Annotated in this window: 14 protein-coding genes; 9 read left to right on the forward strand and 5 right to left on the reverse strand. The window is 69.9% G+C overall.

Annotated features, from left to right (window positions below):
- Positions 1-388: ATP-binding cassette domain-containing protein (locus tag AB0C29_RS09840; protein ID WP_360817806.1), on the forward strand; the 388-nt coding region annotated here is incomplete at its 5' end.
- 83 nt (positions 389-471) lie between these two features.
- Complete coding sequence (locus AB0C29_RS09845) at positions 472-1410, forward strand: winged helix-turn-helix domain-containing protein (protein WP_360817809.1); 939 nt, start codon at positions 472-474, stop codon at positions 1408-1410.
- On the opposite strand, the gene AB0C29_RS09850 is transcribed toward AB0C29_RS09845, so the two are convergent.
- Entirely contained in the window at positions 1400-2368 is a 969-nt protein-coding gene (locus AB0C29_RS09850; protein ID WP_360817812.1) for an ABC transporter permease, read from the reverse strand. The two genes, AB0C29_RS09845 and AB0C29_RS09850, sit on opposite strands and share 11 nt — an antisense overlap.
- Positions 2365-4146, reverse strand: coding sequence for an ABC transporter substrate-binding protein (locus AB0C29_RS09855; protein WP_360817815.1), 1782 nt, complete (start codon positions 4144-4146; stop codon positions 2365-2367). The genes AB0C29_RS09850 and AB0C29_RS09855 overlap by 4 nt, the downstream gene beginning before the upstream one ends.
- A 293-nt stretch (positions 4147-4439) precedes the next feature.
- Here AB0C29_RS09855 and AB0C29_RS09860 point away from each other — a divergent pair, with 293 nt between their 5' ends.
- Both AB0C29_RS09860 and AB0C29_RS09865 read left to right on the forward strand, forming a co-directional pair.
- Positions 4440-5405 carry a hypothetical protein gene (locus AB0C29_RS09860; protein ID WP_360817818.1) on the forward strand — a complete coding sequence of 322 codons (966 nt, stop codon included), beginning with the start codon at positions 4440-4442 and terminating at the stop codon, positions 5403-5405.
- 349 nt (positions 5406-5754) lie between these two features.
- Positions 5755-6450, forward strand: a complete 696-nt coding sequence (locus AB0C29_RS09865; protein ID WP_360817821.1) for a poly-gamma-glutamate hydrolase family protein — start codon at positions 5755-5757, stop codon at positions 6448-6450.
- Between the two features lie 422 nt (positions 6451-6872).
- Here the strand turns inward: AB0C29_RS09865 and AB0C29_RS09870 are convergent, their stop codons facing one another.
- Complete coding sequence (locus AB0C29_RS09870; protein WP_360817824.1) at positions 6873-7445, reverse strand: hypothetical protein; 573 nt, start codon at positions 7443-7445, stop codon at positions 6873-6875.
- Positions 7446-7541: 96 nt separating this feature from the next.
- Positions 7542-8381 (reverse strand): hypothetical protein, encoded by an 840-nt coding sequence (locus tag AB0C29_RS09875; protein ID WP_360817827.1) that lies wholly within the window; start codon positions 8379-8381, stop codon positions 7542-7544.
- A gap of 1612 nt (positions 8382-9993) precedes the next feature.
- On the opposite strand from AB0C29_RS09875, the gene AB0C29_RS09880 reads away from it, so the two are divergent.
- On the forward strand, positions 9994-10608 hold the full coding sequence (locus tag AB0C29_RS09880; RefSeq protein WP_360817829.1) for a TMEM175 family protein: 615 nt from the start codon (positions 9994-9996) through the stop codon (positions 10606-10608).
- Between the two features lie 57 nt (positions 10609-10665).
- Here the strand turns inward: AB0C29_RS09880 and AB0C29_RS09885 are convergent, their stop codons facing one another.
- A complete protein-coding gene (locus AB0C29_RS09885) occupies positions 10666-12105 on the reverse strand; it encodes a peroxidase family protein (RefSeq protein ID WP_360817831.1) in 1440 nt (479 codons plus the stop codon).
- A 315-nt stretch (positions 12106-12420) separates the two neighbouring features.
- Here AB0C29_RS09885 and AB0C29_RS09890 point away from each other — a divergent pair, with 315 nt between their 5' ends.
- From AB0C29_RS09890 to AB0C29_RS09905, 4 genes are all read left to right on the forward strand, one after another.
- The gene (locus AB0C29_RS09890) at positions 12421-12777 is read left to right on the forward strand and encodes a cupin domain-containing protein (protein WP_360817843.1); all 357 of its coding nucleotides are present in this window, start codon (positions 12421-12423) and stop codon (positions 12775-12777) included.
- The gene (locus AB0C29_RS09895; protein WP_360817834.1) at positions 12774-13508 is read left to right on the forward strand and encodes an NAD(P)H-binding protein; all 735 of its coding nucleotides are present in this window, start codon (positions 12774-12776) and stop codon (positions 13506-13508) included. Before AB0C29_RS09890 ends, AB0C29_RS09895 begins: the two co-directional genes overlap by 4 nt.
- Before the next feature lie 44 nt (positions 13509-13552).
- Positions 13553-14476 carry an alpha/beta hydrolase gene (locus AB0C29_RS09900; RefSeq protein ID WP_360817837.1) on the forward strand — a complete coding sequence of 308 codons (924 nt, stop codon included), beginning with the start codon at positions 13553-13555 and terminating at the stop codon, positions 14474-14476.
- Positions 14470-15675: DHA2 family efflux MFS transporter permease subunit (locus tag AB0C29_RS09905; RefSeq protein WP_360817840.1), on the forward strand; the 1206-nt coding region annotated here is incomplete at its 3' end. The genes AB0C29_RS09900 and AB0C29_RS09905, both read left to right, overlap by 7 nt.

The following is a 15675-nucleotide window of genomic DNA, read 5'->3' on the forward strand; positions in this document are numbered from 1 at the left end:
GATGGGACTGCGCCCGCCGGAGCGGTACCTGTCACGCCGTCCCGGCCAACTGTCCGGCGGCGAGCAGGCCCGGGTGGCGCTGGCCGCGGCGATCGCGGTCGGGCCGCGCCTGCTGATCGTCGACGAGCCCACCGCCACGCTCGACGTCACTGTGCGCGCGGAGATCCTGGCGCTGCTGCTGGACCTGCGGCGTACCGCGGGAATGTCTGTGCTGCTGGTGACGCACGACCTCACCGCGGCGTGGCAAATCGCGGACCGGGTCGCCGTGATGCGGCACGGCACGCTTGTCGAGACCGGCACGGTGGAGCACGTGCTCACCCGGCCGGAGCATGCATACACCCGACAGCTGCTGGCAGCCGCATTGCCAACCGGTCCGGCCCTCCACTAGCGTGACCGTGATCGATGCAGCGATGGCTACGGGGGGCGGCCGCTGTGCTTCGGATCCACTTCACGGCCGAGGACCTCGGCCGAGTGCGCGTACAGGCGCAGCCGGATCCCATGTGGGAGACCGTGCTGAGCATTTTCCGCCTGCGCGACCGTGCCCTGCCGTTGGCCTTCCACCACTGGCGCCGCAGCGCCGCGCGCAACGTCTCGCGGGACGACCTGGCGATGCTGCGCCCGCTGATTCCCGGCGGCTTCTTCCCGGACTTCCTGACGCCCGGCGAGGGCCGGCACGGACTGGACGCGGGCATCGAGGCGCTGCTCAGCACGCCGCGCTCGCGACTGCGCACCGAGGTCGGCATCCTGGCCGGCCAGCACCCGCTGCCGGCCTGGGCCGGTGACCTCGCCGATGGTGACCGGGAGACCGTGCGGCGGCTGGCCGACGCCGTCCGCGGCCACTTCCGATCGGCCGTCGAGCCCCATTGGGAACAGGCGCGGGCGCACATCGACGCCGACCGGGCCCGGCGCGCTCGGGCCTTCCTGGACGGCGGCGCCGACGGTCTGCTGAGCAGCTACCTGCCGATGATGCGGTGGTCGCCGCCGGTGCTCGAGGTCGACGTGCAGCAGGACCAGGACATGCACCTCAACGGCCGCGGGCTGCTCCTGGTCCCGTCGTTCCTGTCGTTGAGCACGCCGGACTTCCTGCACGACAACGACCTGCCCCAGGTGCTGGTCTATCCGGTCGAACACAGCCTGGCGGTGTCCGCTGCGACGCTCGCGCCGCGGATGTCGCTGGCCCCGCTGATCGGTGACACCCGCACCGCGGTCCTGGAGTCCATCGGTGACGGCAGCACCACCACCGAGCTGGCCCGCCGGGTCGGGGTCAGCGCCGCGTCGATCAGCCAGCACACCTCGGTGCTGCGCGGCGCCGGGCTGATCCGCACGGGCCGGACCGGCAAGGCGGTCCTGCACACGCTCACCCCGCTCGGCGCCGCACTGCTCGAGCCAGGGTCCAAGATCACGGCGTGACGGCCGGCCTGCGGTCCAGCCGCGCCCGCAGCCGGTCGGCGGCCAGGGTGGCCACCACGACCGGCACGGAGAACACCAGGAACGTCGCGTGCAGCACCGGCAGGTCCGGCGTCTGGAGGGCCTCGTAGGCGAGATAACCCAGCCCGGGCCAGCTGAACACGGTCTCCACGGCGACCGCCCCGGACACCACGAAGCCGGCGTTGACCAGCGCGAGGGTGGCGGTCGGCAGCAGCGCGTTGGGCAGGACGTGCCGGCGTCGCACGGCCGCGTCGGTCAGGCCCTTGGCCCGGGCGAGCCGGAGGTACTGGTGGGTGCGTTCCGCCGCCGTCGACGAGCGCAGCAGCAAGTGGTACTGCCCGTACTGGACGGCGATCAGGCTCAGGCAGGGCAACGCGAGATGGCGGCCGACGTCCCAGGCGGCGGCGAGGAAGCCGGCCGGCGGGTCGGTCGAGCGCATCCCGCCGGCCGGGAACGCCCCGGCACCGCCGCCGAGCACCACCAGCAGCACCAGGGCCAGCCAGAAGGACGGCGTCGCCCACAGCATCAGCGCCACCGAGGTCGACGTGCGATCGATCCGGCTCCCGGGCCGCCAGCCGGCCACCAGGCCGCCGTAGCCGCCCAGCACGACGGCGACCACGGTGGCCGAGCCGACCAGCAGGACGGTCGGCCCGAGCCGTTCCAGGACCAGGTCGGCGACCGGGCGGTGATAGACGTACGAGACGCCCAGGTCGCCCTGCAGCAGGTGCCGCACATGCTCGACGAACTGGGCGAACGGCGAACGGTCCAGTCCCAGCTCGTGACGCAGCGCGGCCGCCTGCTCCGCGGTGGTCGGCCGGCCCCGGGTGAGGGCCAGCACCGGATCGCCGGGCACCATCCGGAACAGCACGAAACCCACCACGACGACGAAGAACAGATGACCGGTCAGATCCACCGCCGTACGCAGCACCCGCGCCGTCATTCGCGCAGGTGCCGGGAAGCCCGGCGCCGATGGACCAGGAACGCCGCCGCGCCCAGCAGCACCGCGACGGCGATGCCCACCCCGGCCAGCGCTCCATGGCCGCGGGGCGCCCCTGCCTCCGGGACCACCGGTGTCGCCGTGACGTAGCTCCAGGCCCCGACCAGGCTGCCGCTCGCTGCCGGCCGCCGGGTCAGCCCCTGGAAGTGGTCACGGCGATAGGCCTCGAGCACCGCCGGATAGTAGAGCGGCACCAGCGCGGCCGTCTCGTACAGGCTCTGCTGCATCTGCCGCACGAGAGCGACCCGCCGCTCGGTGTCGAGCTCGTGGGATTGCCGGCGGTAGAGGTCGTCCCATCGCGGGTTGCAGGTGAAGGCGTCTGTCGTGCCGTTGCCCGCCGCGTCCGGCCGGGCCGCACAGGTCTGCACCGACAGCAGGAACGCCGGGTCGGGGTCGAGGATCCAGCCGCCCAGGAACATGTCGTAGCGGCCGGCGCGGACCCGCTGTCCCAGCTTGGTGTCGGCCATCGTGGTGACCATGACCGTGACGCCGATCGCGGCCAGCCACTCCCGGATGAAGGTGGCCGACTGGCCGTAGTGCACCCGTTCGGCCGGCGCGAACAACCGCAGCGTCAGCGGCCGGCGACCGTCGGCCCCACGCCGGAGGCCGGCCTCGTCGAGCAGCCGGCCCGCGGCCACCGGGTCGAAGGGCCGCGACGGGGTCGCCGGTGTCCAGGCCCACGGCTGATAGGTGGGCGGAAAGTAGGCCAGACCCGGGTCGCCGTGGCCGAGCAGGACCCGGTCCACCAGGGTACGGCGATCGACGGCCTGCTCGATGGCGGCGCGCACGCGCGGATCCCGCAGCGCCGGGTTGCCGTCGCCGATCGGCGTGCCGTCGGCCCGGGCCGCGCCCGGGTTGAAACCCAGATGGGTGAAGCGGGTACCGCGGGCCTCGTTGGTGGCCACGGCCGGCTCCCGGGCCAAGGCTTCGAACTGGGCCGGTGTCAGGTTGCCGACGACGTCCACTTCGCCGGTGCGCAGCGCCTGAGCGGCCGCGTCGCTGTTGGTGTAGTGCCGCAGAACCACCTCGGCCGGGCCCGGCGTGCCGCGCCAGTGGCCGGCGCGGCGCTCCAGCCGGTACTGCTCCCCCGGCCGCGCCTCGACGAGCCGGAACGGTCCGCTGCCGACCGTGCCCGTGCCGGCCGGCAGCTCACCCATCGGGTCCCGGGTGCGCCAGACATGCTCCGGAACGATCGGGATGTCGAGGCTCAGCATGGTCGGCGTGGGCGCGGACGTCTTGATCACCAGGGTGTCGTCCGCCGGCGCGGTGACCGCGGTGAACGCCTCCACCAGGGCGGCGTTGACCGACGTCGGCTGCTTCATGATCGTCGTGTAGGTGAAGGCGATGTCGGCCGCGGTGAGCGGCTGCCCGTCCGACCACTGCACGCCGCGGCGGATGGTGAAGGTCCAGGTGCGACCGTCCGGCGAGGTCTGCCAGGACTCGGCCAGGCCCGGCACCGGCACGTTGTCGGTGGTGCGGTAGTCGGTCAGCCGGTCGTAGGTGAGACCGAAGATCTGCTGGGCCGGCGCGGAGATCCCGGTGAACGGGTTGAGCGAGTCGATCTGCTGCAACAGGGCGACGTCGAGGCGGCCGGTGGACGACCCGGCGGGTGCCGCCTGAGCCGGCAGCACCGATCCGGCGCTGAGCAGGAGAGCGCCGCTCACTAACAGCCCGGCGATGCGCGATCGGCGCGTGTTCGTCAGCACGGCCCATGCTCTCACGCGCGTCACCTTCGTCGATGCCCGCGGCGAGATAGGCAAGGCACTCCGGAGGTGCCCTGGAACCGGCGATCGTGCTCGCGGTCCGGCAGATTCAGCTGATGCCTCAACTGCCGGAGCCGATCCGACGGTGGCCGGTCGCCCCATGCCCGAGCGTCGTACCCGTGTCGTAGGTTCGATTCCTACCGGGGGCACCCCAAACGGGCACTCCCGTGACGCCTTGACGACTCAACGTCACGGCCGCCTCGGCGACGGCACCATACTGCGGGCGACAACCACCTCTTCGGGGAGTCGCCATGCCGGAGCCCATCGAAACCCTCGTCAACCGCGAACAGCAGCTCGACCCAGAGGAGATGGCGGCGCTCACCCGCCGGCTCGACTCCCAGCTTGAGGCACTCGCCCTCACCAACGACGTCGAAGGCACCGAGGAGCTCGCCGACGAGGAGGTACGGGCGCGGCGCGACCTGTTCCGCGCCACCTTCGCCGACGCTCGGATCGACACCGAGAAACTCTTCGACACGATGATCGAGATCCAGCGGCGGCACCATACAGGCGTCGCGGACGCTCTGGAGCGGGCACTCGACATCAAGCGGCGCCTGGTTCACGACCGGGTGCGGGACTGGGACCTGCACCTGCCGGCACCCGAGCCGCCGGACTTCTGGTGGGCGTTCACGCAGCCGTTCGACACCAGCGGGCACACGATGGACTGGCGCAACGACGGGCTGCACATCTTCGGCGGACCCAAAATCAACAAGTGGAACGTCTCGCGCAATGAAGTGTTCGGCGCGACCGCGCGGTTCACCATCACCGGGGACCGCTTCCCCCGGGAAGCGCCGCCGTCGGGGTGGTGGGTGTCACGGCCGTTCGTCGAGCTGTTCGGCGGAGTGGTGGGCTTCGCGCCGGACTGGGATCTACTGCAGGGGCACGGCATGGCGTCCTGCCGCCTGCACCTGCGGCACACCGTCTTCCAGCTCGGCTTCGGGCAGAACGGGCCGGTCCCGGTGATCCTCGGCGAGGCCGTCAGCGATCGGACCCTGCTCGACCTGGAGGACCTGGGATATTCGCGGCACGCGGGCATGCCGGGCTTCACCCCGCTGCCCGAGGTCCGCTTCCCGCACGCCGGACGGGCGGTCGCCGACACGGTCTTCGCCGAGGTGGAGGTGCGCTTCGACATCCACCTCAAGGCCGAGGGTGCGCTGGTCTGGTGCGACCCCGAGATTCTGCTGCGCAACTTCCAGTGGCCGCTGGCCCCGCTACCCTGAGGCGCAGGCTGGGCACCTGTGCGCCCATGCCGCCGCCGTAACTCAAAGGGAGAGCAACGTCGCTCGGCATTCCCGGGCGTCCGCTTCCCCCGCCGAGGTAATCGTGGTGGCGGTGCGCTGGTACCTCCCTGGAGAACGGGAGGTGCATCGACCGCCGGTCGCGAGGGCTGCTTGACCCACACACGGGGCCGCCGATCGCAGGTTGCGGCAGCTGCCGGACTACTGAAGCGAGCCAGCAGCGTGCGGATGTCGGTAGACGGGAACTGCGTAGGATCCAAGACAGCGCCGGCAGCGCTGGATCGATCGACCATCGAACGGGGGAAAACACGTGAGGAACGCAGGATGGGCCTTGGGCGGCATCGCCGTCGCGCTAGGGATCCTGACCGGATGCGGTGTCGCACCGGTTGCGCAGGCGCCGGACCTCTCGGCGGCCGCCACGTCCGGCAAGGTCGCGGAATACCCGTCGATGACGGCGCTGCGCAAGGTCGAGCAGGCCGGCGTCGCTTATGACCTCACGTGGACGATCACCGACTCGCCGCTGATCGTCGTTGCTCCGCACGGCGGCGCGATCGAACTGCGCACCAGCGAGATCACGAGCGCGATCGCGGGTGCGGACCACACGCAGTGTCAGTTCAAGGGCAAGCTGCCCGCGGGGCAGAACTTCCCGCGACTGCATGTGACCAGCGAGAACTGGGATACCGAAGAGTGCTTGATCCTGATCCGTCAGCGGCCCCACGCCCTGTCGATCCACGGCGCGACGAAGCCGGGCGAGATCGCCTACATCGGTGGACGTGACACCGCCACGGGTGCCGAGCTGGCGACGGCTCTGCGGTCGGCCGGTTTCACCGTTCAACAGCCCGCGCCTGCCGACATCGCCGGCACGTCGATCGACAATTTCGTCAACAAGGACGCCGACGGTGCCGGGGTCCAGTTCGAGCTGACAACCGACCTTCGCATGCTGCTGTTTCCCACGAGGGACGGACCGCCCTCGACACGTGGACAGGCGTTCATCGACGCCGTGCGGTCCGTGTACGCGAACCGCTGAGCCCGCTCTCACCGGGCTATCGGATGGCCCACAGTTGCTGCCAGTCCTTGGAATAGATGACGAGGTTCCCGTCGGACTGGATCGCCAGCTGACCCTCGGCTGCCCGGGTTGGTGCTCCTCGAGCGCGCTGAGCGGTACGACGACTTCCAGATGTTCACCAGCGGCGTCGAGGCCGACCGTCACGGTAGAGACGGTGTCGGTGTCGTCCGTGACGGTGACCGTGATGCCGACAGTTTGTGGCGTCGCCGCGGTAAGGAAATCGCCCCAGAGTTTGGTCCAGCCGGAGAACGACTCGTGGATGCGATCGCCCGTCTGGCAGTGATCCGCACGGTGAGCGATCCGCGCCGGCGGACTGCGGGCGTTTCGGTGCCACGACTGCCGGCGCCGATGCCCTCGGTCATCGGCGCCGCGTCACCCGACGGCTACAGGTTGCACTCCTGTCGCCATGAATGCGAACCGATCTCATCGTTCGCGAACGACCCGTCGTTGAATCGCTCCCAGCCGAGCCCCAGATCGCCCCAGAAGTCGCCCTGGCCCAGGCACATCTTGGCACCCTCCCAGCCGATGTCCTTGAACATCATGACGTCGTCGTAGGTGTCGGGAACGCCGTTGTTCCACACCGAGCTGGCCATGTTGTCCAACATGTAGTCCTCGTACCACGCGAAGTTGTAGCAATCGCCGCCGTACGGCATGTTCCACGTCGGATGCCGCCAGTCGCCGTGCTTGTCGTCCCACCGGCAGTATTTGGCGGACGTGTCCCAGTTGCGGTGCTCGTACGCGTAGAAGTAGCCGTCCCCGGCCAGCGCGCTCAGCGAGGTCGCATCGGTTGCCCGGTGCGGAGTGTCGGCCGCTCCCGGCGCTCCGGTCGCTCCCGGCGCAGGGGCCGGGCCCGAGGTCTTACCGGCCGCCGCGCTGCTGGTGGGTTTCGGGTCCGCCGCCGCAGCGGGCGCCGCAGCCAGGACCGCACCGATCAGAACGGCGGAAACCACTGCCATCTGCCTTTTTCTCATGCACTTCCCATTCACTCGATGTGTTCCCCCGCCGGCGACGCCGGCGGTGATATCCACCCGGTGCCAGACCGGGCGGCCCTTTCAGCACTGCGGCAGCAGAGCGCAGGCGCGCGGAACCGCGGCGTCCTCCAGGCGCCGACGAGTCTCGATCTCATCGGCGTACTTCGTGCGCACCGAGGCGGCGTATCGCTGCTCGAGGCCTCGCGCAGTGGCCGCGAGCCCACTGCTGTGCGCGCAGGTGGCTTCCGCGACGGCGGTCCGGATCTCGCGTTCACGGGTGGCCCCGGGTGCCGTGCGAAGATCCTGATGAGCCTTCGACGGGTTGTCGTAGTGGTATCCCCGGCCGCGCATACAGCTCGCCCACGTGCCGATGGCCGAGCGATAGGCCGGATCGGCCAGCACCTCGGCGACCCAGACCCCGGGCAGGTTGTCGGTCACCCGCTCGACGCGGTACCAGGTGGCCAGGTCGCCATACAGCTCGCGTTCCGCCTCGGCGATGCAACTGTCGCTGCTGCGCCGCACCACCCCACCGCTGGGCAGTCGCGCCTCGGTGACGGACGTGCTGCGAGGTCCGGCCCCGTTCATGGCCAGCAGGATCGCGGCCCGGCGGGCCGGTGGAAGACCGTCCAGAAACAGCTTCCGCGGGCTGGACTTCCGCTCCCGCTCCGCCTGGTCCATCAGGTCGGTGCCGTACCCGTGCGAGGTTGCCCACTCGACGTCGTCGACACCGTACGGAAACTCCCGCAGGTCCAGACCCGAGGCTGCGACCTCGTCCGGCAGTGTGAGTCCCCGCCGCGCGAGACACTCGTTGGCGAGCCGGCTCCGCGCACTGTCCAGGATGTCCGCCGTCGCGCTGATCCGCTCGGTCTTCGCCGCGGGTGCGGGGCCGGCGAAGACCCGGACCGCGAAGAGACCCGCCACGGCAAGGCCGGCAACCGACAGTCCGATTGCCAGCCTACGAATATTTCGGTTCCGCATTTCGCCCCCCGCCCTACCGCCCAGTTACTCCGGCGAAGGTATGCGGATCCGGTTTCACCGCGCTTACGTCCCGCTTTCACGGGATCGGCAAGCCCCAGCGTCAGCGGAGCAGCGTTGCCGCACCGTCCGATAGGTGCAACTCGTGGTCACAGGCGGCCGCCCCCTCGGGGTCGCGGGTCGCCACCTGCTTATCGAGCCGGACGTCTCCCTCGGGGACCGGTTTTGGACCGCGCTTGATCGCCTGGCCGACGGCGTGGGCACGACAGGCACCCCCCGCATCCTGGCCAGTCTCGCTGATCCCACCAGCCGGTACGCGCTACGGTGCCTGCGCTGCGAGCTGCCGATTGCCACGATGGACGTCCGTCGTAACGCCGACGCTGGCTGACCGACCATTCCGCACCGCATGTTGACCAGCTCGCCGGAGCAGGGAACATCTTCAGGGCCGGTTGCGGTGGTTTCCTGTTCGCCGGCGGCCCCGGCGTCGTCGGCAGCGACAACCGCCAGGCCCCTGCTCTCGCGGATATCGAGCCGAAAGCCGGCAGCCCAGGCAAGCGCTCGCATAATCGCCCGGTCGGCGATCCGTCCGCTCGCGTCCAAGGTGCTCACGCCATAGACGGCCGAACCGGCACGCGTCTCCGACAGCTTTGCCAGAGGCAACGGCCGGCGGACGACAGTCCTAGATGACGGCCGCCGGCGAGGCGGATCCGACCGATCTACCAGAGTCACCGCGGGGATCATTTGCGGCTGAGACAGCTCGCTCATGACGAACACCCCCGAGCCGGAACAGCGGCATTCGAGGGTGTCGTAAGAGCTTAGATTTCGTGGTCAAGCGCGCTGTAGAAATGAACTCCGCGGTAGCCGACGAGCCGCAGACCGACACGCGACGCCAGATGGGGTAGGCCCTCCTCGGAGAGCGACTCGCACGTCGCCAGGTTGCACGCGCTCAGCTGCCATGACCGGTCCCGCTCGGAGGTTGCTCACCGCCTACAACGCCATCAGCCATGGTCCGCGCGACTGCTCCGCATTGCGGATGCTGTCGATCTTCGACGCCGAGCAGAACCGGCAAAGCCGCGCTCCGCACCGCACCTGGTGCAACAGGCCATCTCCGGCTCTCCCCCGTGTCCTGCTCGATGGCGCGCTGCACATCCTCGCCGGGGAACACGGGCGGGCGGGCCTCTGGCTAACTGACCGGGATACGCCGCACCACGTGACGCCGGCCTGCAAACCAACCGGTGCACAGGGTGCTCACCCCGGATGCTGATGCTAGAGCGACGAGTGACCGAGGCCAGGCCGGATCCGGTCTCCTGATCTCAACCGCGCACAGGTCGAAGACGTGCTCGCGGCGGATCTCGTTCAGTTCAGGCACTTGCCTGGTTACGGCTCGTCGGCCAGCCACGGCGCGATGCCGGTCTGTCACAGATCTCAGGTCTGCCCGGTCCTGGCTTGTGACGACACAGAACCGCAACCGCGGTCCTCCACCGGCCACCACCAACAAAGGACACAACATGACCGCGTCGAACATGGGCACTGCTGAAGGGGAAGGGACGACAGGGCGGTGACGACCAACCGACTTGAAGCCTTCAGCGATGGCGTCCTCGCCATCATCATCACGATCATGGTGCTGGAGCTGAAAGTGCCGGAGAACCATGACCTTGCCGGCCTTTTGCACACGACCGGCGTCGGGTTGCTGACCTACCTCCTCAGCTTCGGCTACGTGGGCATCTACTGGAACAACCACCATCACATGTTCCACCTGGTGAAGCAGATCAGCGGCGGCGTGCTGTGGGCGAACCTGGCACTTCTGTTCTGCTTGTCGCTGTTGCCGTTCACGACAGCCTGGATGGACGAATCGAGGTTTGAGCCGACCCCCGTGGTCGTCTACGGCCTGAATCTGCTTGCCGCCGCAATCGCCTATTTCGTGCTCCAAACAGTGATCATCCGGCTGCAACGACCGGACTCGCCGCTGAATCGGGCCCTCGGCAATGACCTCAAGGGCAAGCTGTCCCCTGTCCTCTACCTCGTCGGGATCTTCAGCGCCTTGGCGATCGACCGGGCCGGCCGCATCGGCGTCGGGACTGCCCTGGCGTGCTTCGTCGCCACGGCGATCATGTGGATCATCCCTGATCGCCGTATCGACCGCGTAGTTCGACAGGTCGAAACCGCGAATTGACAGTAGAGATCGACCTGTCCGCACTTGATCGAGCCAGCCACAAGCATGCGGACCGATCTACGGTCGGGCTCCCACTACCGGCTCTGGCCGCCCGTGGTTGCCGCCGAGCCCGATGAGGTCGACCAGAGCGAAGCGGGTTTCGGCGGCGGGCAGGGTCGGCTCCCATCGCTGTTCCTGGCCGAGGTAGCTCGCCGGGTCGGCACGGAGCAGGCCGATCAGAACTTCGGTGACGATGCGGCCACCGACCGGGCCGAGGCGGGTGCCGGCGCCGCGGTGCTCGGCTTCCTTGAGGATGTAGTACCAGAGCGGGGTGCCGTGGGGCCAGGGGTGGTCAAGTTCGTCGGCGGTCAGCGGGTCCGCCCCGATGAGGGCAGCGATCGACTCGCCGCTGGGTAGCCGGGTTGTCTCTCCGCGCAGCAGGTCCCGGACGGCCAGAGAGCGGTAGGCGGCGGTGTCCACCGTGCCGGTGACCTGTTCGGGCAGGCCGATCAAGCTGGCGGCGAGCCGCCCGTCGATGCGTTTGGCGCGCTGCGCCGGCGGGAGCCCGGGTACGTCGAAGATCTGGGCGAGGTCGAGGCGCCGGTCGGCGGTGATCGGGCCGAACCCGACCAGGTCGGGGAACAACGGCACCGCCGGTCCGCCGGCCGTGAGCCGGTAGGTGTGCCGGATCTGGCCGTGGCCGTAGCGGTAGGCGGCGTCGGCGAACTCGAGCGGAATGTAGGCCTGTCCCGGCGCCGGGGCGAACCACCGGCCGCCCTCGGCGAGCACTTGCTCGACCAGGGACCGCCCGACGAGCCTCGGCAAGAAGTCGTTGACCACGATCCACTGGTGATGCCAGGTCAGCAGGGTCCGTGCCCGGCCGAACAGCTCGATCTCCGGTACGCCGTCCGCGCGCAGCCGGTCGACGATGCGATTGTGCGCATGCAACAAGGCGACGTGCAGAGTCAGTGAGAACAGGTGGACGTCGTTGCGCGGGTCGCCGATCAGGGCCACGCCTTGCCGGTTGCGCGGCACGTCGTAGCCGTCCGGGCTGAGCAGGAACTTGGCGGGGTCCTCGAGGTCGAACAGGTAGGGCGAGCCGATCGGGCCGTCGGAGTAGAGCATCTCCAGATTGAGTTTCGGGGCGCGGGCGTTGCGCAGCGCGCCGGGGTCGGCACCGCCGTCGATCGGGGAACGGTCGGCGGTGATGTCGTGGGCGATCAGCTGGCCGAAGAAGGGCCAGCCGGCGGCTTCAGCGGCATCGTCGGTCCCGGCGTCCAATCCGTCCAGGACCGTTGCGGCGTCGCAGATCCCACCGTGGTCGCCGGCGCGCATCAGCAGTGTCGGGCTGGTGCCCAGCGGATCGAGGCTGGGGAACATGCGCCCGTACCGGGCCGTCCCGGTGGGCCGGTCCACCGCACGGGAAGGGCTGAGGCAGTGGTCGCGGGCGGCTACGTGGCTGCCGTGCGGGTGTGACGAATCAATGATCTCGCCGGCCGCGCTGGGGGTGATTTCCATGTACGGATTCTCCTGTCTGCTGGCGGGCTCGCTGCCGCACCGATCAGTGAAGACCGGACCGGCCCGCATTTTGTGACGCCGCATCGGCCAAAGGACGGTCGCGAGCGCGGCAGCGGAGATCGGCTGTCACAACCGGCGCGGCTGCCCGGTCTACGAGGCGAGCGGATCCTCCGCTCCATGTTCACGAGGAGGTGCTCCGTGCCAGACGTCGAGTCGGCGACCGCCGGACCCGAGCCACGATCGGATGCGTGGCAGTCGGCGATCACCGTGGTGCAGGAGGCCGCACCGCCGTTCATCCCGCCTCACGCGCACGCGATGACGATCGTCGTCGAGTTCCCGCCGGGCGATCCCGGCAGCCCGCCGCACCGGCACCCCGGTCCGGCCTTCGGCCTGGTGCTCGAGGGCGAGATGGTGTTCGAACTCGAGGGCGAGCCGGCCCGCGTCGTCCGCGCCGGGAAGCGTTCTGGGAGCCCGGCGGCGACGTCATCCACTACCGGGACGGCAACAACCGCGACGACATCCCCCTGCGGTTCACCGTCACCATGCTGTGCGAGCCGGGTCAGCCGATGCTCGTGCTCGTGGACGACGAGGAGCTCGCCCGCCGACGGGACCGCCGGGCTTCTCACCAGCACTGAATCCATTCCCGTACACCAGAAAGGTCGACAATCATGAAGATCTCCGTCATCGGCGGCACCGGGCTCATCGGATCGCAGGTCGTGAATATCCTCAACGCGAGCGGGCACGAGGCCGTGCCGAGCTCGCCGTCCAGCGGACTGGACCTGCTCAGTGGCCAGGGCCTGCCCGAAGCCCTGACCGGCGCCGACGTCGTGGTCAACCTGTCGAACTCGCCGACCTTCGACGACGCCTCGCCCGACTTCTTCCGGACCACCATGACCAACCTGCTCTCGGCGGCCAAGGACGCCGGTGTCGGCCACGCGGTCATCCTGTCCATCGTGGGCGTCGATCTGGTGCCGGACCTGGTCTACTACCGCGCCAAGGTGCTGCAGGAGGACATCCTCAAGGCCGGTCCGATCCCGTACTCGATCGTGCGCTCGACGCAGTTCTTCGAGTTCATGACATCGGTGCTGTCCTGGACCTCGGACGACACCATCGTCCGGCTGCCCCACACCCTCGTCCAGCCGATCGCCTCGGCCGACATCGCCCAGGCGGTGGCCGACGTCAGTGTGGGCAGCCCGCTGCACGGCACCCGCGACATCGCCGGGCCGGAGGTCTTCCCCCTCGACGAGCTCGGCAAGATCACCCTCGCTGCGCGCGACGACCACCGCACGGTCGTCACCGACGACAGCGCAGGCATGTTCGCCGCGGTCCAGGGCGACGCTCTGATCGCCAAGGACGGCGCCGTCATCGCCAAGACCACCTACCAGGAGTGGCTCGCGCGCTGACGAGCGCGGGCATCGCACGCGTCAGCGCGCAGAAAGGGAGCAAGATGACTGACCTCGCACGGCGGCAGGTCACCACGGACGTGCTCGAGGTGGGCTACCACGAAGCAGGCCCGGCCGACGGGCAGCCGGTGGTGCTGCTGCACGGATTCCCGTACGACATCCACAGCTACGCCGAGGTGGCGCCGCTGCTGGCCGCATCCGGATTCCGGGTCATCGTCCCGTACCTGCGCGGACACGGCCCGACTGCGTTCCGGCGGCAGGACACCGTCCGCTCCGGCCAGCAGGCCGCGCTCGGCGCCGACGTCATCGCGCTGCTGGACGCCCTGGCGATCCCGCAGGCGATTCTGGCCGGTTGCGACTGGGGCGGCCGCGCAGCGTGTGTGGCGGCCGCCCTGCGGCCCGACCGGGTCGCCGGGCTCGTTTCGGTCAACGGTTACCTCATCCAGGACATCAGCGCCGCGATGCAGCCGCTACGGCCGGATCTGGAAGCCGGTTTCTGGTACTTCTTCTACTTCCTCACCGACCGCGGACGCGCCGGCCTGACCGCGAACCGGCGCGCGATCGCCGAGGTGATCTGGCGCCGCAACTCACCCCGGTGGGCCTTCAGCGACGCGGACCTCGACCGGGCGGCCGAGGCGTTCGACAACCCGGACTACGTCGACGTCGTCCTGCATTCCTACCGCCACCGGCTCGGGCAGGCGACCGGGGCGCCCGAGTACGACCAGGCCGAGGCGGCCCTGGCCCGGCTGCCGTCGATCACCGTCCCCACGGTCACCCTCGACGGCACCGCCGACGGCAACTTCCCTGCCACCGACGGACGTGCGAGCGGGGCGCACTTCACCGGACCGCGCGTACACCGGCAGATCCCCGATGCCGGGCACAACCTGCCGCAGGAGGCGCCCGGCGCGTTCGCCGACGCCATCAGGACAGTGACCGAACTCGGATCCGAAGGAGAGAGGAAATGGTGACGGTGCCACCGGCACTCACCTACCGCAGTCGACCGGGCCGGTGGGTACTGGCCGCGACTGTCGGCGGCTCGGCGATCGCGTCCATCGACGCCACCGTGGTCGGCATCGCGTTGCCGGCCATCGGCCGCGACTTCGGCGCCGGGCTGTCGGCGCTGCAGTGGGTGGTCACCGCGTACACCCTGACGCTGGCCGGCCTGCTGCTGGTGGCCGGGGCACTCGGCGACCGGTACGGGCGGCGGCGCATCTTCACCCTCGGCGTCGTCTGGTTCGCCGCCGCCTCACTGCTGTGCTGCGTGGCCCCGAACGCGGCGGCGCTGATCGGCGCCCGAGCACTGCAAGGTGTCGGTGCCGCCCTGCTGACCCCGGGCAGCCTCGCCATTCTGGAGGCCGTGTTCGTGCCCGCCGACCGCGGCAAGGCGATCGGCGCCTGGTCCGGCCTGACCGGGGTCGCCGGTGCGGTCGGGCCGTTCCTGGGCGGATGGCTCGTCCAGGCGGTGTCCTGGCGACTGATCTTCGCGATCAATCTACCGATCGCCCTGGCCGTGGTCCTGATCGCCCGGCGGCACATCCCCGAGTCACGCGATGCGGACGAGAGCGGGCGGGTCGACCTGCTCGGCGGTGCCCTCGTCACGCTGGGCCTCGTCGGGCTCACCTACGGACTCATCCAAGGCTCGGCCGCCGGCTGGAGCGCTCCCGCAACACTGGCCGCGCTGACCCTGGGCGGCATCCTGCTGATCGGCTTCACCGCATGGGAGCGTCGCGCCCGCCAGCCGATCCTGCCGCTGCACCTGTTCACCTCCACCCAGTTCACCGCCACGAACCTGGTGACCTTCGTCGTCTACGGCGCGTTGGGCGGCGCTTTGTTCCTGCTGCCGTTGGAACTGCAGCAGGTGTCGGCCTACACGCCGCTGGCGGCCGGCGTCTCGCTGCTTCCGATCACCGTCCTGATGCTTCTGCTGTCCGCCCGCTCCGGTGCTCTGGCGGCCCGGATCGGTCCGCGGCTGCAGATGAGCGCCGGGCCGGTGCTCGTCGGGCTGGGCCTGGGCCTGTTCGTGCGGATCGGGCCGACCGGCGACTACCTCACCCAGGTGCTGCCCGCGGTCACCGTACTGGGGCTCGGGCTGGCCGTGACCGTGGCACCGCTGACCGCCACCGTGCTGTCGGCCGTGCCGCCGCGGCACGCCGGGGTCGCCTCGGCG

It is taken from the genome of Actinoplanes sp. NPDC048791, from assembly GCF_040650095.1.
GTDB lineage: Bacteria > Actinomycetota > Actinomycetes > Mycobacteriales > Micromonosporaceae > Actinoplanes.

Excerpts from the sequence above, each read along its gene's own strand:
- AB0C29_RS09850 (WP_360817812.1), bottom strand. The coding sequence starts at position 2,368 with ATGACGGCGCGGGTGCTGCGTACGGCGGTGGATCTGACCGGTCATCTG.
- AB0C29_RS09860 (WP_360817818.1), top strand. The coding sequence starts at position 4,440 with ATGCCGGAGCCCATCGAAACCCTCGTCAACCGCGAACAGCAGCTCGAC.
- AB0C29_RS09870 (WP_360817824.1), bottom strand. The coding sequence starts at position 7,445 with ATGGCAGTGGTTTCCGCCGTTCTGATCGGTGCGGTCCTGGCTGCGGCG.
- AB0C29_RS09885 (WP_360817831.1), bottom strand. The coding sequence starts at position 12,105 with ATGGAAATCACCCCCAGCGCGGCCGGCGAGATCATTGATTCGTCACAC.
- AB0C29_RS09890 (WP_360817843.1), top strand. The coding sequence starts at position 12,421 with ATGACGATCGTCGTCGAGTTCCCGCCGGGCGATCCCGGCAGCCCGCCG.
- AB0C29_RS09895 (WP_360817834.1), top strand. The coding sequence starts at position 12,774 with ATGAAGATCTCCGTCATCGGCGGCACCGGGCTCATCGGATCGCAGGTC.
- AB0C29_RS09900 (WP_360817837.1), top strand. The coding sequence starts at position 13,553 with ATGACTGACCTCGCACGGCGGCAGGTCACCACGGACGTGCTCGAGGTG.